This window comes from Micromonospora sp. WMMD1076 (assembly GCF_029581475.1).
Taxonomy (GTDB): domain Bacteria; phylum Actinomycetota; class Actinomycetes; order Mycobacteriales; family Micromonosporaceae; genus Micromonospora; species Micromonospora aurantiaca.
In genome coordinates, this window is the sequence record NZ_CP120862.1 from 4662283 (window position 1) to 4681653 (window position 19371).

General features: G+C 73.6%; 10 protein-coding genes. 3 read left to right on the plus strand and 7 right to left on the minus strand.

Annotated features, from left to right (window positions below; translation table 11 throughout):
- Positions 1 to 146: 146 nt before the first annotated feature.
- Entirely contained in the window at positions 147 to 2138 is a 1992-nt protein-coding gene (locus O7622_RS22145) for an acyl-CoA dehydrogenase (protein WP_282310112.1), read from the plus strand.
- Between the two features lie 76 nt (positions 2139 to 2214).
- Here the strand turns inward: O7622_RS22145 and O7622_RS22150 are convergent, their stop codons facing one another.
- Entirely contained in the window at positions 2215 to 4248 is a 2034-nt protein-coding gene (locus tag O7622_RS22150) for a hypothetical protein (protein ID WP_282310113.1), read from the minus strand.
- 167 nt (positions 4249 to 4415) lie between these two features.
- Between O7622_RS22150 and O7622_RS22155 the strand changes: the two genes are divergently transcribed.
- Positions 4416 to 4607 (plus strand): hypothetical protein, encoded by a 192-nt coding sequence (locus O7622_RS22155; RefSeq protein WP_282310114.1) that lies wholly within the window; start codon positions 4416 to 4418, stop codon positions 4605 to 4607.
- A gap of 12 nt (positions 4608 to 4619) precedes the next feature.
- Here the strand turns inward: O7622_RS22155 and O7622_RS22160 are convergent, their stop codons facing one another.
- The 6 genes from O7622_RS22160 to O7622_RS22185 form a co-directional block, all read right to left on the minus strand.
- Entirely contained in the window at positions 4620 to 6473 is a 1854-nt protein-coding gene (locus O7622_RS22160) for an ABC transporter ATP-binding protein (protein WP_282314195.1), read from the minus strand.
- Positions 6474 to 6614: 141 nt separating this feature from the next.
- On the minus strand, positions 6615 to 10871 hold the full coding sequence (locus O7622_RS22165) for an FG-GAP-like repeat-containing protein (protein ID WP_282310115.1): 4257 nt from the start codon (positions 10869 to 10871) through the stop codon (positions 6615 to 6617).
- Between the two features lie 130 nt (positions 10872 to 11001).
- Entirely contained in the window at positions 11002 to 12726 is a 1725-nt protein-coding gene (locus tag O7622_RS22170; protein ID WP_282310116.1) for a bifunctional 3-(3-hydroxy-phenyl)propionate/3-hydroxycinnamic acid hydroxylase, read from the minus strand.
- A gap of 132 nt (positions 12727 to 12858) precedes the next feature.
- A complete protein-coding gene (locus O7622_RS22175; protein WP_282310117.1) occupies positions 12859 to 15957 on the minus strand; it encodes a BTAD domain-containing putative transcriptional regulator in 3099 nt (1032 codons plus the stop codon).
- Positions 15958 to 16021: 64 nt separating this feature from the next.
- A complete protein-coding gene (locus O7622_RS22180) occupies positions 16022 to 17956 on the minus strand; it encodes a KedN5 family methylcobalamin-dependent radical SAM C-methyltransferase (protein WP_282310118.1) in 1935 nt (644 codons plus the stop codon).
- Between the two features lie 12 nt (positions 17957 to 17968).
- Positions 17969 to 18706 carry a class I SAM-dependent methyltransferase gene (locus tag O7622_RS22185; protein WP_282310119.1) on the minus strand — a complete coding sequence of 246 codons (738 nt, stop codon included), beginning with the start codon at positions 18704 to 18706 and terminating at the stop codon, positions 17969 to 17971.
- Between the two features lie 290 nt (positions 18707 to 18996).
- Between O7622_RS22185 and O7622_RS22190 the strand changes: the two genes are divergently transcribed.
- Positions 18997 to 19362, plus strand: a complete 366-nt coding sequence (locus O7622_RS22190; RefSeq protein WP_013287018.1) for a VOC family protein — start codon at positions 18997 to 18999, stop codon at positions 19360 to 19362.
- Positions 19363 to 19371 lie beyond the last annotated feature (9 nt).

The window sequence follows — 19371 nt, forward strand, 5'->3', positions numbered from 1 at the left end:
GTGAGGACAGCCTAACCTCGGACCTCGCGGTGTCCGAGTCGGGTGGCGCGGCTCACCACCGCCTCCGCCAGCGGGGCGCGGTGACCGCCGGTAATGTTGATCAGGCCGAGAGTGCACCCATATGTCCGCTGCCCCGAGGAGCGACCATGCTCGATCACGCGTCCGGCCGCATCGACATCGCCCGCCTTCAGGAGACGCTCGACGGACCGTGGGCCGAGGTCCGCCGGGCTCACCGCGAACATCTCGACGAACGGTTCCTGCCGGTCTACGGCGAGACCGGCGACCAGGCGCGCGAGCGGATCACCCGGCTGCTCGGCGAACTCCCGGTCGAGCTGGGCATCGCCGCGGGCTTCCCGGCCGAGTACGGCGGCCGGTCCGACGTGGGCGCCTCGATCGTCGCCACCGAGATGCTGGCCCAGGTCGACCTGTCACTCATGGTGAAGGCCGGCGTGCAGTGGGGCCTGTTCGGCGGCGCGGTCGCCGCGCTCGGCACCACGCGGCACCACGACGCCTACCTGCGGGACATCGTCGAGGGCCGGCTCTTCGGCTGCTTCGCGATGACCGAGACCGGCCACGGCTCGGACGTGCAGCAACTGCGCACCACCTGCGTGTACGACCCGCAGACGCAGTCCTTCGACCTGCACACGCCGCACGAGGCGGCGCGCAAGGACTACATCGGGAACGCGGCCCGGGACGGGCGGATGGCTGTGGTCTTCGCCCAGCTCGTCAGCGGCGGGCGCCGCCACGGGGTGCACGCGTGGCTGGTGCCGATCCGGGACGAGCACGGCAACCCGACGCCCGGCGTGACCATCGGCGACGCCGGCCCCAAGGCCGGTCTGCTCGGCGTCGACAACGGGCGGCTCAGCTTCGACCACGTACGGGTGCCGCGGGACATGCTGCTGGACCGGTACGCGCAGGTGGCCGAGGACGGGACGTACTCCAGCCCGATCGAGAACGACTCCCGCCGCTTCTTCACCATGCTCGGCACGCTGGTGCGGGGCCGGGTCAGCGTCGGTGGCGCCGCGTCGGCGGCCACCAAGGCGGCGCTGGCCATCGCGGTGCGCTACGGCGACATCCGCCGCCAGTTCAGTGACGCCGAGGGTGACCGCGAGGTGCTGCTCAACGACTACCTGGCCCACCAGCGCAAGCTGCTGCCCGCGCTGGCCACCACGTACGCGCTGCACTTCGCCCAGACCGAGCTGGTCGCCGCCCTCGACGAGGTCCAGGGCGGCGACGGGCCGGTCGACGAGCACCGGCAGCGGGAGCTGGAGTCCCGTGCCGCCGGCCTCAAGGCGGCGCAGACCTGGCACGCCACACGCACCATCCAGGCCTGCCGGGAGGCGTGCGGCGGCGCCGGCTACCTGTCCGAGAACCGGCTGCCCAGCCTCAAGGCCGACACCGACGTGTTCACCACGTTCGAGGGTGACAACACGGTCCTGCTCCAGCTCGTCGCCAAGGGGCTGCTGACCGGCTACCGAGACGAGTTCGGCTCGCTGGACGGCTGGGGACGCGCCTCGTTCGTCGCCGATCAGGTACGCGAGATGGTGCTGGAACGCACCGCCGCGCGGGCGCTCATCGCACGGCTGGTCGGCGCCGTGCCCGGCCGGGACGACGAGGTCGCCGTCACCGACCGGGGCTGGCAGCTCAAGGTGTTCGAGGACCGCGAGGAGCACCTGCTCGACAGCGCGGTCCGCCGCCTGCGCGGTGGCGCCTCCAGCAAGAAGGACCGCCCGTTCGACATCTTCAACGACGTGCAGGACCACGTCCTCGCCGTCGCCGCCGCGCACGTCGACCGGGTGACGCTGGAGGCGTTCGTCGCCGGCATCGACGCGACAGCCGACCCGGCGGTCAAGGAGCTGCTGTCCCGGGTCTGCGACCTGTACGCGCTGAGCGTCATCGAGGCGAACAAGGGCTGGCTGCTGGAGCACGGCCGGCTCACCCCGGCCCGGTCGAAGGCGATCACCGGCGTGGTGAACGCGCTGCTCAAGGAACTGCGCCCGTACATGCGCACGCTGGTGGACGGTTTCGCCATCCCGGACGCGTGGCTGCACGCCGCGATCCTGCGCGAGGAGCCGGGACGGCAGGAGGAGATGGCCGCCCACGACGCCACGGGCGACCCGCAGGCCGTCGCCGCGTAGCCGCCGGAGTCACGGCCCCCGGGTCAGCCGCCACACCGCCGCGAACATCCGCATCCGTGCCGCCCGGCCGGTCGCGTCACGGGCAGGGGCCGCCCGCACAGACGTCGATCACCTTGCCGGTGAGCAGGAACACCGCCTTCTGCCACTGGGCGCCGGGCTGGGCACGGGGGAACTCGTGCGAGTCCTCGCCGTACTCCGGTCCGGCGGGGGCCAGGTTGGTCGGCGGCGGCGCGTACGCGGCCCCGCTGTTCCAGACCACCATCGCCGAGCCGGCGTACGGGTACCTGCGGATCGGCGCGATGCCCCAGAACGGCCGCACGTCCGGTGACCAGCCGTCTGCGAGCGCCGGGGTGTGCAGGCGGGCGCCGATGGTGCGCGCCTGCACCTCCGCCGCGGCGGTCGAGACCTGGTGGTCACCGAACGCCACGTGCATCAGCACCCGGTGCGCCGGGGTACGCGGCAGCGGCCGGTCGGTCATGTGCTGGGCGTACCCGTTGGCCTCGGACCGGTCCCAGAGCATCTGGAGCAGACCGAAGATGAGCTGCTGGTCGATCCGGTCCGGGTAGTAGCCGTCCATCACGGACTGGAACGGGGCGAAGTCGACGCTGCGTTGCAGCAGCGTGGAGTAGTTCATCGCGGGCACGCCGAGCACCGAGCGGGTCCAGTCCTGGGCGATGGCGGTGAGCGCGCCGCCGTTGATGCCGCCCTGGCTGTTGCCGTCGTAGTGCAGCCCGCCGGCCACGTCGACCAGCGGTCGCCCGGCGGCGTCGCGGAACGCCGGGTGGGCGGCGAAGCCGTTGCGGTGGATCATCGTCCGGCCCAGGAAGAGGAAGTTCAGGAAGCTCTGCTGGAGCCGGTCGGCCACCGCGGGGAAGGCGCTGAGGTCGGTGAAGGCGCCCGCCACGTACGGGACGTCGGCGGCGGCCATGCCGATCCAGCTCGTCGCGCAGAAGGTGAAGTCGTACGTCTGCGACATGGTCTTGACATTGCCGGCGTTGATCTCGGTCGGCCGGCCGAGCAGGCCGTGGCCGTAGAGCGAGAGGTGCGCGGGTCTCGTGGCGGACGCGCTGCGCGGGATGTTGCAGACGAAGTCGGCCGCCACAGTCGTGCCGGACGGTGTGGGCAGCGCGTTCGGCGCCGGCGGGGTGCCGTCGCCGCCGGGCGGCCCGTAGTGCAGCCGGGAGCCCGGCCCGCCGTCACCGGTCAGGTAGGACGGCACGGCGACGGTGCCTGTGACCTGCCGGGCGATCAGCGGATCCTGCCCCGGCGTGTAGTCGGTGACCTGGGTGACGGTGAACGAGGGCGCGCGTCGGCCGAGCGCGGCGAACGCGCCGTCCCGCACCGCCAGCATCCGCCCGGTCAGACCCTGCCGGCTGGCCACGGTGAAGTCCCAGGCCAGGTAGAGGCTGTGCCGCTTGACACCGGCCCGGCTCAGGTCGGCGAGGATCCGCCTCATCTGCGGCGCGCGCGGGTCACGCCGGTCCAGGCCGGTGCCGGTCACGTACGCGCGGAACGTCTTCGGCGCCGGGATCAGCGCGCCGTCGCCGTCGCGCATGCCGCGCAGGCCGACGACGTACCTCGTGCCCTCGGTCAGCGCCACCGCCGGCCGGATGATCAGCGCCTGCCGGCCCGGGTCGCCGGCGGCGTGCGCGTCCAGTTCCGCCCAGTAGGGCGTACGCCTGCCGGTGCGGGCGTCGAGCAACACGATCGGCGCGTCCGGCGCCAGCGAGCGCCCCACGTCGGTGACCGGCGCGATCCGCGTCCGCGCGGCGTCGAGGCCGGGTACGCGCGCCAGGATCGGCGAGCCGGGGCTGAACCCGTCCTGCCGGTTCCACTCCCCCGGGTCGATCGGCACGCCGAGCACGTTGGCGGGCATCGCGGTGGCCGCGAACCGGACCCGCTTGCCGGTCGGGGTGCTGCGGTCCGGGACGGTGAAGTAGTCGTTGGGGAACGGCAGCAGGCAGGCCGCCGGGTCGATCGGGTCGCAGGACCGCTGCCCGGCCGGTGCGGGAGGCGCGGACGGCGCCGCGGCGGCGCCGGAACCGAGCAGCACGGCCGATGCGGTCACCAACGCGGACACGGCGAGACGGAGCCGTCTGGGGGTGGGCACGCGTGTCTCCTTCGACAGCGGACGGTGGTGTTCTTCCTACGCCCGTGAACGGATCTCGGCAAGGGCCCGCACATCGACACTGCCGGATCAACGGCGACGAATCAGCAGGTCAGGCACATAGTCCTCAGCTCCAGGTCGCCCTCGGCACCGCCGGGGATCCCGGCTCGGTGCACGCCATCACCGACACCGGCACGACGCTGCACGTCCTCGCCCCCCGTACCCTCGCCCCGGTCCGGCCGTCCCTGCCGGTCGGTCACGAGCCCCGCGCGGTGGCCCGGCACCCCGGTCGCGGGTCCCGGTCGCTCGGTGGCGACGACTGGCAGCGGACCAACCTGACGCGGTCGTCCGACGTGGTGTGAGAGGCACGGCGCTCAACCGGTGGCGGCGCGTTCCCTCGGGACCTCCGGCTTCTCCTGGCCGAACTGGGTGCGGTACAACTCCTGGTACCGCCCACCGGCGTCGAGCAGGTCACCGTGCCGTCCGCGTTCCACCACGCGCCCGCCCTCGATCACGAGGATCTCGTCGGCCGCGCGGACGGTGGACAGCCGGTGCGCGATGACGACACTCGTCCGGCCGGTCAGGGCCTCGGCGAGGGCGTCCTGCACGGCGGCCTCCGAGGTGGAGTCCAGGTGCGCCGTCGCCTCGTCGAGGATGACCAGCCGGGGACGGGCCAGCAGGAGCCGCGCGATGGTGAGTCGTTGGCGTTCCCCGCCGGACAGCCGGTACCCACGTTCACCCACGACGGTGTCGAGCCCGTCCGGAAGTGACCGGATCAGGGTGTCCAGGCGGGTCCGCCGCAGGACGTCCCACATCTCGTCCTCGGTCGCGTCCGGCCGGGCGAACGCGAGGTTGGCGCGGATGCTCTCGTGGAACAGGTGCCCGTCCTGCGTGACCACGCCGAGTGCCGCCCGGACCGACTCGCTCGACAGGTCGCGGACGTCGACGCCGGCGAGCTTCACGGCGCCGTGCTCGACGTCGTACAGGCGCGGTACGAGCTGGGCGATCGTCGACTTGCCGGCTCCGGAGGAGCCGACCAGGGCGACCATCCGCCCCGCCTCCACCCGGAACGACACGTCGTGCAGCACCTCCTCGCCGCCGCGCGTGTCGAGCTTCGCGACGTCCTCCAGGGACGCGAGTGACACCCTGTCGGCCGACGGGTAGCCGAACCGGACGCTGTCGAACTCGACGGCGACCGGCCCGTCGGGAAGCGGACGCGCGCCGGGCCGGTCGAGGATCAGCGGCCTGAGATCCAGGACCTCGAACACCCGCTCGAAGCTCACCAGCGCGCTCATCACCTCGACCCGGGCGCTCGCGAGCGACGTCAACGGCGCGTAGAGGCGCGACAGGAGCAGCGCGAGCGCGACCACGGTGCCGGCGTCGAGGCTGCCCCGCAGGGCGTAGACACCGCCGAGCCCGTACACCAGGGCCAGGGCCAGCGAACCGACGACGGTGAGCGCGGTGATGAAGACCCACTGGAGCATGGCGGCGCGGACGCCGATGTCGCGGACCCGCCGCGCCCGGGCCGCGAACTCGGCCGACTCCTCGGCCGGGCGCCCGTACAGCTTGACGAGCGTCGCGCCGGGCGCCGAGAAGCGTTCGGTCATCCGGTTGCTCATGGCCGCGTTGTGCTCCGCCGTCTCGCGCTGCAGACGGGCGAGCCGGGCACCCATCCGGCGTGCGGGCAGGACGAAGACCGGCAGCAGGAGCAGCGCCAGCAGCGTGATCTGCCAGGAGAAGCTCAGCATGACCGCCAGGGTCAGCAGCAGCGTGACGGCGTTGCCGACCACTGCCGACAGGGTGTCGCTGAAGGCCCGCTGTGCGCCGATCACGTCGTTGTTCAGGCGGCTGACCAGCGCGCCCGTACGGGTCCGGGTGAAGAACGCGACAGGCATGCGCTGGACGTGGTCGAAGACCGCCGTCCGCAGCTGGACGATGAGGCCCTCCCCGATGGTGGCGGACAGGTACCGCGTCAGCAGCCCCAGGCCGGCCTCGGCCAGCGCGATCACGGCGATCAGCACCGCCAGCCGGACCACGACGCCGCTGCCGGCGCCGCCGACGATCGCGTCGACCACCCGCCCGGCCAGAACCGGCGCCGCCACTGTGAGCACCGCCGTCACCACGCTCAACACCAGGAACGTGACGATCAGGGTACGGTGCGGCCGGGCGAACCCGGCGACGCGCCGTAACGTCGCCCGGGACAGCGGTCGCTCGTCCTGCGCGTTCATGGCGTGGTGCAGGGACGTCCACGCGGTCACTTCCATGCTCATGCCGTACCTCCGCGAGGAGGCTAGAACCTCGCGTCCGCTTCAGGTCAAGCCGCCGCCCGCCACCCGGAGAGGGGCGGCGGAGCGACAGCGGGTGGCGGGCTAACCGACGACCACGACGCGGCCCTCGTTCAGCGGTTGCAGGTGCGCCGGGTCGAGATCGTCCGGTGCGCCCCGGCCGCTGTCGTAGACGACGCGCCCTCCGTCGCTCTCCCAGATCCTGATCCGGAACCGGTCCACGTCCCGCCCGTCGGGCGCGTCGGAGACGGTGAGCTGGTACGCGTAGCCCCGCCGGCCGTTCACAGTGCCCTCACCCTGGTACCGGCCCACCGAACCGGCGACGGTCAGCCGCTCGTGTGTCGTACCGGCGAACGTGAACTCGCGTCCCGGCAGCCGGAAGGTGGTCGCGCCGAACGGCGTGGGCGAACCCTTCACCAGGCCCGCGACGAAGGCGAACTCCCCCGGCCCGGTGGCGGCCACGTCGGCGCTGAGCGCGCCCGCCGGTGAGACGATCGCGCCCGCGCCGGCGACAGTCACGTCCGACGGGTCATAGACCACGATCCGTACCGTCTGCTGCCCGGTCCCGCCGTCGTCGCCGGTCACCGTGAGGCGCGCGACGTGCACGCCGGGCCGGAGATCGCCGGTGGCGACGCAGCCGCCCTCGTTGCGGTCCTCGCTGACCACGCCCGGTGTGGCCGGGGCCGGACCCTCGCCGTCCCAGTCGACAGCGCACCGGTGGGTGTCCGGCACGCCCGGGTCGGTGAACGTGGCCCGCACGGTGACCGGACCGGCCACCCGCAGCTCCTCGTCCAGTGCGATCGGGCTCACCTCGACCGGCCGGTTCGCCACGGTGACGGTCACCGTGTCGGTGGTGGTGCCGTGGCGGGCGTCGGTGGCGGTCAGTTCCAGCCGGTACGTGCCGGCCCGGTCGGCTCGGAACGACGGCGTACGGGCCGGGCCCTCCAGCCGCAGGCCGCCGCCGAGCCCGCCACGGTCCGGCTGGGCGAGCACCGTCCAGGACAGGGTCACCGGGTCGCCGTCCGGGTCGGCGGTCCGGGTCGCGTCGAGGGTGACTGTGTCGCCCTCGACCGCGGTCCGGTCCGGCCCGGCGTCGGCCGTGGGCGGGCCACCGGCCGGCAGGACCCGGCCCACGGTCACCTCGGTACGCGCGGTGGCCCGCAGGCCCTCGGCGTCGGTGGCGGTGACGGTGACGACGTGCCGCCCCTCGCTGAGCTGCCCCGGGGTACGGGTGGCGCCGGTGCCGAGGTCGCCGTCGCGGTCGGAGGTCCAGCGCACCGCTGACCCGTCCAGGTCGCCCTGTTCCGGGTCGGTGACGGACACGGCGAGCGTGACCGTCTGCCCAGTGGCGAAGAACGTGCCGCCCATCGGAGCGGTGATCCGTACCGCCGGGTTCTTGCCGGCGACCGTGAGCGGGCCGCTCGTCGCGTCGGCGGTGTTCACCCCGTCGGTGACCCGCACCCGCAGCCGGCCGGTGGCCGCGCCGCCGGTGCCCGCGAGCTGCGCGGCATCCACTGTGTGCGACGTCCCGGTGAGCCCGGTGGCCAGCACCCGCCAGTCGTCGGCGCCGTCCGGGCTGTACAGGACACTCGCGGTGACCGGGCCGCCGTCGGCGTCGCCGGCGCTCCAGCCCATCGTGACCGGCCCGGTCGGCGGCACCGACGCGGGCGGAGCCTCACCCGCCAGCGCCACGACGGGCGGGTTCGCCGACACCGCGAGGGTGGCGAGGTTCCGCCCGGTGCGCGTGTCCACGAGCGTCACCCGGCGGGTGCCGGGGGCGAAGTCGACTACCTCGTGGAAGGGACGTGTCACGGCGTGCTCGGTGGCCGCCCCCGGGGTGAACGGGTGCTCGGCGAGCGTCGCCCCGGCGGCGTCGAGCAGCCGCAGCGCGTACGGGCCGGGCGTGCTGGCCGGGCGCTCGGTGGTGCGGGCCAGGCGCTGCCCGGCGAGGGTGGCGTCGGCGTCGCCGACGGCGCCGGAGAGCGCCAGCAGGTCACCTGTCGCGCCCTGCTGGACGGGCGGGTTCTGGACGCGGTTGCGCCACAGCCGCCACAGGTCGTCGGAGATCCACTTGTTCCGGCAGTAGCTCATCACGTCAGCGACCGGCGGGCTGGTGTCCGGCGCCCAGACGACCCGGCGCGGAGCGCCGACCGAGTAGTCGCCGATGTCGTAGCCGGCGAAGCTGGGATTCGCCAGGTCGGGCCCGCCGATGGTGCCGCGCGGGTACGGGTAGGACCGGGGTCCGGTCTCGTCGCCGGGATCGTCGGTGCATTCGACGTGCTGGGCACCGAGCAGGTGCCCCAGCTCGTGCAGGATGACCGTGGGATCGTGCGATCCGCCGACCGCCACCCATCCGGGGATGTTCTCGGCGATGCCGCCCATCCGGTCCCGGTTCACCATGACCAGGTGGTGGACGCCGGGCTCCCGCGTCCCTGCCGTCGCCTGCCGGTAGCGGTCGAGCACCGAACGCGCGTCCTGTGCGTCGAGGTAGAAGCTGTCGTCGCCGATCCAGAAGAACGGGTGGTCGTCGCGGTGGTCGGCGCGGGTGACCTCCAGCCGGCTCGTCGGCAACGTGCGCCGCAGCAGCGACTCGGCCCGGTCCAGGTCGGACTCGGGCGGCAGCACGGTCTGTCCGCCGCGCTGGTAACCGAACCGGATCAGCTTGACGCGTACCGGCTCGGACGCCTGGAACCGCACCGTGCGCTCGGCCACGTTGTCCAGGTGGTCGGGCTCGGTGACCCGGCGGTCCGGGTTGATCTCGACCCGCAGTGTGACCTCTCCCTCGCTCGTCCACTGGGTGGGCAGCTCGAACAGGAACCCGCCGCCCAGCTGTCCGCGCCGTGTCGTCCGGTCCGGCACCAGCAGGCGGCCCGGGTTCGCCGGGGCGAGCGGCGGGCCCAGCGACGTACCGTCGGCCCGGAACCCGTGCAGGGCTGCGGTCACCGCGGGCGTCTGTGCGTCGGTGCCGACGTACGCCCGCACGACGGTGCGGCGGTCGGCGACCAGGTCCACGGAGTTGCCCAGGTCCTGGATGACCTGGGTGACCTCCAGCCCGCTCACCGTCAGGTTCGGCCCGGGTGCGGTGCAGGTGTTCAGGTAGACGCGCAGGGTGTTGTCGACCTCGTCCAGGACGGCCACGTCGAGGGACTGGTTGTTGTCGAACCGGCCCACCGCCGCCTGCACCGGCCGGCTGCCCGCCGCGAGCACCGCCGGGCTGCCGAACGTGCCGTCACCGTTGCCGGGGAAGACGTAGACGGCGCGGCTGGCGTGGCCGACCACCACCAGGTCCGGACGGCCGTCGCGGTTGAGGTCGGCGACGTCCACGTCGTGCGGGCCCTCCCGTCCCGGGGTCAGCGGCCCGAGGTCCAGCGACGGCAGCTCCCGGGGCGCCGGCGGGAAGCCGCCGGCCGGTGGGTCGCGGAAGTCGGTCCACAACCGGATCCGGTCCTCGCCGAGGATCGCGACGGCCGCGTCGAGCCGCCCGTCGAGGTCGAAGTCGGCGATCACCGGCTGCAACGCCTCGCCCAGCCCCTCGATCCGGGGCGCGGGGCTGTTCTTGCCGTCACGGATCACCGAGACCGTGCCCTGCCCGTAGCTGCTGAGCAGCACGTCGGGCACGCCGTTGCCGGTCAGGTCGCCGACGGCGAGCAGGTAAGGGCGGACGTACGACGGCTGGTCGCCGAGGAGGAACCGCTCGTCGAGGCTGCCGTTCAGGTTGCGGATCACCACCACCCGGTCGTCGTCCGGATCGGACTGGATCCGGGGGTCGACGGCGGCGAGGTCGGGCCGCAGGTCGCGGTCGAAGTCGGCCACCGCGACGTCCGCCACGCTACGACCGTCCAGCAGGTGCCCACCCGGCCCGAAGGTCGGGTCGGTATCGGCGTTGCCGTACCAGAGGTCCACCCCGTCGGTGGTGGCGACGGCGTAGTCCGGTTTGGCGTCCCGGTTGAAGTAGCCGACGGAGATGGCGCGCGGTGTGCCCGAGGCGGGATAGACCTCGGGCGGGCCGCCGGGCGTCGTCGACGTGCGGAACGTGCCGTTGCCGACGGCGATGAGCTGGTGCACGTCGCCGTCACCGCTCGCCGACGCGACGAGCAGGTCGTCGAAGCCGTTCTGGTTGGTGTCGACCGCCTCGACGTCACGGGGAGCGGCCACACCGGCGACCGCCGGCATGGCCGTGAACCCGAACGTCTCGCAGCCGGCGGCGAGGCCCGCTCCCGGCGGGCCGGCGACCCGGACCGGTGCCGCGACGCCGGGCACTGTCGCCCCGGGCCCCAGCAGGACCACCGCCAGAGCGGCCGCCACCGCGGCGGCCCACCGGCCTGATCTTCGTGAACGCATCACTGCCACCTTTCCGCGCGCACGACCGTCCGGCACGAGGCCGGACGGCGGCGCACGATCGTCGTAGGAGAATGGAAGGTCTCGATCGGATCGACCGGGAGACGGCCGGCTCGGCTGCCGACGAGGGCGGTCACGACGACGACGGCACTGCCGGTGCCGTCGCGAGCCCCGGGCTGTCCGCCCGGTTCCGGCCTCCGCCGGGCGGGGCACCGAGGGCGGCCGACAGGTTCCGTGCGGCCTGCTCGATCCCGCCGGCCGTCGCCAGCGCGAACACGAACCGGTCCGGCCGCAGCACCACCAGGTCGACGCCGTGCCCCCGCAGCCACCCGCCGAGCACCCCGTCGGCGTCCACCACGTCGACCCGGTCCGGACGGCCGTCCGCTGACCACTCCGGTGGACCGGCGAGCGGGTCCGGCAGGCCGGCGAGCGGCGTGCCGGACGGGTGGACCGCGACGAACCGCACCGGCAACCCCTGCCACCACGCGCCGGACGGGTCGTCCACACCGGCGCGACCCAGCACGGCGAAGCAGTCGCCGAGCGCCTCGTCGAGCAGGCGCTCACCGGGCGCACCCGGGATGAGGACCCGCGGCTGGGGGAACATGGTCCCGACCACGCCGTCCCGCCGCCCGCCGGTCATCAGGCCCCGCCGGTACGCCGGCACCGGCTTGAACTCGAAGCGCTCCACGAACCGCCGTACCCGGGGGACCGTCTGGACCGCCCGCAGCGCGGCGTCGCGCATCCCGGCGGTGAACCGGTTGCGGGCCAGGAAGACACGTCCCAGCCGGACGCTCGTCTGCGCCATCTCCACCGTGTGCGGGCGCCGCTCGGTCTCGTACGTGTCGAGCACCGCGGGGCCGGCGGCGCCGGACAGCACCAGTGACAGCTTCCACGACAGGTTCGCCGCGTCACGCAGGCCGCTGCACAGGCCCTGGCCCATGAACGGGGGCATCTGGTGGGCCGCGTCGCCGAGCAGGAACACCCGTCCCTCCCGCCACCGCTGCGCGACGAGGTGGTGGAAGGTGTAGACGACCGCCCGGGTGACGGCGAACCGGTCCGGGTCGACGTACGGCGAGACGAGCGCGGCGACGGTCTCCGGCCGCTGCACCTCGTCCTCGGTCTCGCCCGGGCGCAGCATGAACTCCATCCGGTAGCTGCCGGCCGCGCCGGGAGAGACGAACGCCGGGCGCCGCCAGTCGCACACGAACGTGGTGTCGGGCACCCGCACGGCGTCGGGCGGCACGTCGCCGGAGACGGCGAGCCACGGCTCGGCGTAGCTCGCCCCGGACAGTGGGATCCGGACGGCGGCGCGGGTGGCGCTGCGGGCGCCGTCGCAGCCGAGCACGTACCGGGCGCGGACCGCCCGCCGCTGCCCGGTGACCACGTCGGACAGGAGCACCGTCACGCCGTCCTCGTCCTGGGTCAGGCCGACCAGCTCGGTGCCGAACGCGAGCCGGACGTGCGGGAAGCGGTCCAGCCCGGCGCGCAGCGTCCGTTCCAGTCGCGGCTGGTCGAAGAAGCGCAGCGGCGCGTGCCCGTACCCGAAGTCCGTCTCGGACAGCTTCATCCGGGCGAAGGCCCGGCCCGCGCGGTTGACGTACTCGACCAGCGGCGGCGCGATCGTCTCGTCGCGTACCTCGTCGAGCAGCCCGGCCTGCTGGTAGATGCGCAGCGCCTCGTCGTCACAGGAGAACGCCCGCGGCTGACCGTGCGGGGCCGCGCTGCGCTCCACGACGAGCGTGCTGACGCCGCGGGCGCCGAGCAGGTTGGCGGTGAGCGCGCCCACCGGCCCGCAGCCGACCACGGCGACCTCGACCTCCTGGATCTCCTGGTGAGCCGGCGGCTGAGCTGATCCCATGGTGGTGCCCCTTCGGAACGTGGTCCCGGACGGCTCCGGCCGTCCTCCCCGACACCGACCAGGGCACCAGCAGGGCGTGGAACGGCTGTGGAAAGGGTGTGGAGGCGGCGTGGAGGCGGGATTCCACGCCGGTCAGAAGGCGGCGAACCGGGGCAGCAGCAGCCCGGCGCCCTGTTCGGCGGCGATCCGCGCGCCGAGGTCCCACTCCGCGCGGTCGCGCCGGGCCGCGCCGCGGATCCGGTGCAACTCCGCGACGAAGACGCGCTCGCCCACCCGGTCCGCCACTGCCAGCGCCTCCTCGGCCAGCGTCGCCGCGGTGTCCGGACGGCCGCCGGTCAGGTACGCCTCGGCCATCGCGCAGAGCGTGATGGTCCGGGTGGACCGCAGTCCGGGACGGTAGAACTCCTCGGCGGCGGCGCGCATCGCGTCGAGCCGGCCGTGGTCGCCGCCCCGCGCGGCCGCCCACTCCAGGAAGTACGCGCCGGTCGCGGTCATGTGCGGTAGGCCGGTGGCCCGGCCGACGTCCCGGCACCGCCGCCCCGCCGCGTCGGCCGCTGCGACGTCGTGTTCCTGCATCGCCAGCCAGGCGGCGTAGAGTGCCGCGTTGGCCCGGCCGTACGGGTCGTCGAGGTCCTCGGCGAGGGCCTCGGCGGCGGCGATGTCCGCCCACGCGCCGGCCGGGTCGCCGCGCATCGACCGCGCGAGCGCCCGGAAGTTGTGGCAGGCCAGCACCGGCCGCCGGCCCACCTCGCGGCGCAGCAGCACCCGGTCGACGGTACGCAGCCGCTCGATCCCGGCGGTGAGCCGCCGCTCGCTCTCGGCCTGCCGGCCGGTGAAGTAGGCGACCGCGCCCAGCAGGTACTCACCTGCGGCGGCGATCAGCCCGCTGCCGTCGTCGGGCGCCCGTACGAGCCGCCCGGCGAGGTCGGCGCAGATCGCGAACTCGGCCCGGTTGGCGGCGAGTTCGCCGAGCGCCCAGAGCGCGTGGCGGATGTCGGCGTCCGGCCCGACGAGCGTCAGCAGCTCCCCGGCGCGGGCGCAGACCCGGTCGACCGCGTCGCTGCCGACGCCCACCGTCATCTGGAGCAGGGACGCGCGGTGCAACTGGACGGTCAGCTCGGTGGCCGCCGCGTCGGGCGAGACCCGCGCGGCCGGGGCCAGCCGGAGCGCGGCGCGTTCGAGGTGGCCGAGCGCGTCCTCGTAGGCGACCCGGCGGGTGGCGTCGTCGGCGGCGCGCAGCGACCACCGCAGATGGTCCTCGCCGTGGCCCAGACCGACCGCCTCCCCGTAGTGGTGGGCCAGCTCGGCCGGCGCGGTGCCGGCCGTCCGCTCGTACGCGGCGGCCAGCCGGGCGTGCAGCGCGGCCCGGCGCGGCGGGACCAGCTCGGCGTAGGTGACCTCGGCGATCAGCGGGTGGCGGAACGCGACGGCGCCCGGCCCGGTCTCGACCACCAGCGCGGCCGGATAGGCCGGGGCGAGTTCCTCGGCGACGCTCTCGGCGGTGCTGTCCAGTGCCGCCGCCAGCACCGCCAGGTCCAGGTCGTGCCCGGCCACGCTGAGCAGGTCGAGGCAGCGCCGGGCGGGGCCGGGCAGCCCGGCGAGCCGCAGCCGCACGGTGTCCCGGATGCTCGGCGGCAGCTCCGCTGCGGCGCCCGGGTCGGTCCGGGACCGCAGCAGCTCGGTGAGGAAGAACGGATTCCCGCCGGTCCGGGTGACGAGCCGGGTCACCACCGGCTCCGGCGGCGCCACGCCGGTGCGGCCCCGGACCAGGTCGGCGACCGCCGCGGCGTCCAGCCCGGCGAGCCGGACCTGACCGAAGCCGCCCCCGCGCGCCAGCTCGGCGACTGTCGCCACCAGGGCCGGGTCGTCGCCGTACGGCCGCAGCGTGGCGACCACCAGCGCCCGGGACGCGGGCAGGGCGGTGGCGAGGAACCGCAGCAACAGCAGCGAGTCCGGGTCGGCGGCGTGCAGGTCGTCGAGGACGACGAGCAGGCCGCGCTCCCGGGCCGCCGCGTGCACCAGTTCCGACACCGCCTCGTACACCCGGAACCGGGCCGTGGGGTCGAGACCGCGACCGTCGACCGGTCCGCTCGGCGCGCCGGCGGCGAACCCGTCCAGGCGACTCGCCGAACCGGTGGCGCGGGTCTGCGGCATCGCCACCAGCGCGCGTACCACCTGGCTCCACAGCCAGAACGGCGGCGCCTGCCCGACGTCCGGACAGCGGCCCCAGACCACCGGGACGCCGGTCGCGGTGGCGCGGGCGCCGAGCGCCGCGGCGAGGCTGGTCTTGCCGATGCCGGCCTCCCCCACCAGCGTCAGCACCCGCCCGCTCTGCCCGGTGGCCGCGTCCAGCGTGTCCCGCAGCCGCGCCAGTTCCGCGTCCCGGCCCACGAGCGGTCCGCCGTCCCGCTCCGGGACCGCCCCGGCGGCCGCCGGGCCGCCGGTGTCCGCGGGGCTGCTCCGATCAGGCGGTACGGCCTGCTCCAGGATCAGCCGGTGCACCGCGCGGGTCTGCTCACCGGGGTCGATCCCGTACTCGCCGGCCAGGATCCGGCGGCCCTCGTCGAACACGGCAAGCGCCTCGGTCTGCCGCCCCGAGCGGTACAGGGCCAGCATCAACTGCGCCCGGGCGCCCTCGCGCAGCGGATGCGCCGACACGAACCGGCGCAGCTCCGGCAGCAGCGTCGCGTGCCGGCCCGCGGCGACGGCGGCTGTCAACCGCCCCTCCTCGGCGCTCAGCCGCAGCTCGGCCAGCCGGGCCACCTCCGGACGCACCGCGGCCAGGTCGGCCACGCCCGCCAGCGGCTCGCCGCGACACAACGCCAGCGCCTCGGTGTACGTCCGCTCGGCGGCCGCCCCCTGCCCGGCCGCGAGCGCGTCCGCAGCCCGGTCCACCAGGCCGGCGAACCGGATCGCGTCCACCGCGTCGGCGTCGACCAGCAGCTCGTACCCGCCGGGGTGGCTGCGCAGGACGCGCGCCGGTTCGCGGTGGGACCGCTGGGGTTCCACGGCCCGGCGCAGCCCGGCGACGTACGTGCGCAGCGTCGTCCGGGCGCTGGCCGGCGGTCGTGCGTCCCAGAGCGCGTCGACCAGCCAGTCGGCGGCGACGAACCGGTTCGGCCGCAGCAGGAACAGGGCCAGCAGCGCCTGCTGTTTCGGCCCGCCGAGGGGCACCACCCGCCCGTGCCGGACGACCTCCGGCGGACCCAGCACCCGGAACTGCACAGTCACCTCGACGACGACCCCATCGGGCCGAGTATGGCAGCGCCGGTCCACTCCGGACACCGGCGATCGGTCAGGGGACGGTGAGCGGGCTGCCTGCTCTGCGCACCTCCCCCATGAAGTGCAGGATCTCCTCGTGGTTCGTCGACATGACGGCGGTCATGGCGCCGGTGCGGTAGTAGATGTCGACCCGGATCGGTTCCGGCTCCAGCGAGACCGGCTCGTCGGCGCGCATCCGCGCGAGGACGCCCGGCACGTCGTAGGCCAGTGTCACGTCCGGTCGGTGGAAGTACTCGACGCCGCCGATCTCGACGACGGGGAGTCCGTCCGGCTCGCAGACCGGCTGGGTCAGCAGGTCGTAGCGGTACACCTCGTCGAGGAACGGGCGGACGTCGGCCGCGAGCTGCCGCGAGACCACCTCCTGCCACCACAGCTCCAGCGCCCGCCGCCCGTCGGCCTCGGTGAAGAGGTAGCCGATGGCGGCCGCGTACGCCGGCGCGCCGCCGCCGTGACCCCGCATCGCGGCCTCCCGCAACGGGATCGCCTCCCGCGCCGTGGTGGTGTCCGCCCAGTCGGCGAGGCTGTTGAGGACCCGGGACTGCTCCCACCCGGCGAGCCGCCGCAGCGGCAGCCAGCAGTGACGCAGGACCGCGTTCTCGGCCATCACCCGGGCCCAGAACAGGAACCGCTGCATCACCGCGTTGTCCTCGAAGGTCATGGTCCGGTGGGCGAGCACGTACTCGAAGTCGTCGTTGTCGCCGCGCAGCGCGACGATGCCGTACAGCTCCTTGTTCTCCGCGTACTCGGTGTTCGGCAACAGCATGATCGGGTAGACGGCGATCCGGGACACGTGCTGGGCGAGTTCGTCGTACCCGGACAGGAAGGACTCGACGGTGTCGCCCGGCGCGCCCCAGATCAGCTCGGCGTAGCAGTCCAGCCCTTCCCGGTTGAGCCACCGCACCAGGTCACGCCAGTCGTTGACCTTCATGTTCCGCCGGCGCATCAGCGTGAGGGCGTCCGGGTTGAGCGACTGGAGGGCCAGGGTGAAGGAGCTGCGCAGCCCCGCCTCCTTCATCCGCCGGACGATCTCGTAGAACACCTTCGACTTGTTCTTGGCCCACGAGCTCTCGAAGGCCAGCGGGAAGCCGTGACGCCGCTTGATGTCGATGAGGTCGTCGACGAGTTCCAGGTCGATCGGCAGCATGCCGAAGTTGGCGTCGCAGGCGACCACTGTGTGCACGCCGCACCGGGCGAACAGTTCCAGCTCGGCGCGCAGCCGTTCCCGGGAGAACGCGCGTACCCGCTGGCCGACCGCGCCGCCCCAGTAGCAGAACGAGCACTTGTACGGGCAGCCGCGGTTGGTCTCGAACAGCGCGACGTCGTAGCGGAACCGGCCGTCGGCGTCGAGCAGGTCGACGGCTCCGGTGAGGAACGGCGACGGGATGATGTCGAGATCCTCGATCCGGGGCCGGTCCGGGTTGGTGACCACGCTGCCGTCGGCGCGGTGCCAGGAGATGCCCGGCACGTCGCCGAGGGCGTCGGGGGCCACGCCGGCCAGCCGGGCGCGGAGCAGGTCGAGGAAGGTCAGCTCGCCCTCGCCGTTGACCACCACGTCGATCTCCGGGTAGAGCCGGAACACGCGGTCGGCCTGCGCGCTGACGTGGGTGCCGCCGAAGAGGACCCACCCCTGCGGGTTGAGCTGCTTGTAGGTGGCGGTGAGTGCGCCGAAGGCGCGCTGGTTCCAGCCGAAGACGGAGAACCCGATGACGTCGGGCAGCGGGCCGGCGAACAGCCGGGCGGCCATCTCCCCGTGCGTCACCCGCCCCCGGAAGTTGCAGATCTCCACCGACACCCGGTCGTTCAGCTCGGCGTCGCCGGACACCATCGCCTTGAGGTACGCCGAGGCGAGCGGCAGCGACTCCAGCGGCATGTCCCAGACGCCCTGCTGCACCAGGACCACCCGGAGGCGCCGGCTCGCACCGCCGGCGCTCGTCTGGCTGTGCTCCACCGATCCGCCGCCCTACTTGCGGTAGACGGTGATGTGCCGCTCGTCGGAGTCGCGCAGTGGTCGTCCGTCCCAGTGGCCCCAGCGCGACTCCATGGTGAGCCCGCCGAGGCGGGCCATCAGGTCCATCTCGGACGGCATGACGGTGCGGATGCGCATCGGGAAGAACCGGATGCCGTCGGGCCGCAGGACCGCGAACTGGATCGACGAGCACTGGGAGATCCGCTCGCGCCGGGTGAACGTCATCACGACGTGGTCCTTCTCCACCCGTACGGTCTGGGTGCGCTGGTTGCGGTCGTACCGCGCCGGGTCGGGGATCGACGTCTGGATCACGAACCGCCCGCCCGGCTCCAGGACGTCGGCGACCTTCTGGAAGCAGCGGATCTGCTCCTCCTGGTCGGTGATGAACGGCAGCGTGTCGAAGACCGCGTACGCCAGCGAGAACTTGTACGGCAGCGTGAAGTCGGTGAAGTCCTGCACGTGCACGTGCACCAGGTCGCCGCCGGGTTTTTCGCGCAGCTGCGTCAGCATCCCCTCCGACGCGTCGATGCCGTGCACCTCGATGCCCTTGCGGGCCAGCGGGACGGCGACCCGGCCGGTGCCGACGCCGAGTTCGAGCACGGGCCCGCCGCCGGCGTTCTCGGCGAGCCACTCGATGGTCTCCTCGGTGTCACCCGGGTCGCCGGCCCATCCCGTCCCGTCGAAGACGTCGGCGACGGCGTCCCCGTAGGTGAAGATCTCGAAGCCTTCCACCGTTGTTCTCCTCCACGCCGGTGATTGGGGTACCGGCGAATCGTGGCGGACGGGTGCGCCTGACGCTGCGCTGTTGTGAGCACGAAGTGAGGGCAACTCGATTGGCGTAACGGTGGCGCCGCCGACGGTCCAGCCGGTATACTGCCGAGCCTTCGGGGCCTGCCGTCCATTCGCAACGGTCTAATGAGCAGGCCGGTCGCGACACACCCGGCGACCGTGGCGTGGACGACGGCGGATTGCTAGGCTCGGGCCACGCTTTCGATCGGACGACAAATCTCCAGGAGACATGAATGGCTGTCGGTCGCTTGGCGGCGGTAACACTGGATTGTTCCGAAATCGCCCCGCTGGTGGCCTTCTACCGGGAAGCGGCCGGCCTCGAGCCGGTGCACGAGTCGGAGTCCGGCGCGTTCCTCAGCAACGGTGACGGCGTCGCCGTGGCGTTGCAGCGGGTGGAGAACTACCGGCGTCCGGAGTGGCCCGGGCAGACGGTTCCCCAGCAACTGCACCTCGACCTGGCCGTCGACGACATCGAGACGGCCGAGACCGAGTTGCTGCGCCTGGGTGCGACGAAACCCGCTGACCAACCCGGCGACGCGAAGTGGCGGGTCTTCCTCGACCCGGCCGGTCACCCGTTCTGCGCCTCGGTCTGGGACTGAAAAAGAACC

Coding starts and splice junctions, on each gene's coding strand:
- O7622_RS22145 (WP_282310112.1), top strand. CDS start 147: ATGCTCGATCACGCGTCCGGCCGCATCGACATCGCCCGCCTTCAGGAG.
- O7622_RS22160 (WP_282314195.1), bottom strand. CDS start 6,473: ATGAACGCGCAGGACGAGCGACCGCTGTCCCGGGCGACGTTACGGCGC.
- O7622_RS22165 (WP_282310115.1), bottom strand. CDS start 10,871: ATGCGTTCACGAAGATCAGGCCGGTGGGCCGCCGCGGTGGCGGCCGCT.
- O7622_RS22170 (WP_282310116.1), bottom strand. CDS start 12,726: ATGGGATCAGCTCAGCCGCCGGCTCACCAGGAGATCCAGGAGGTCGAG.
- O7622_RS22190 (WP_013287018.1), top strand. CDS start 18,997: ATGGCTGTCGGTCGCTTGGCGGCGGTAACACTGGATTGTTCCGAAATC.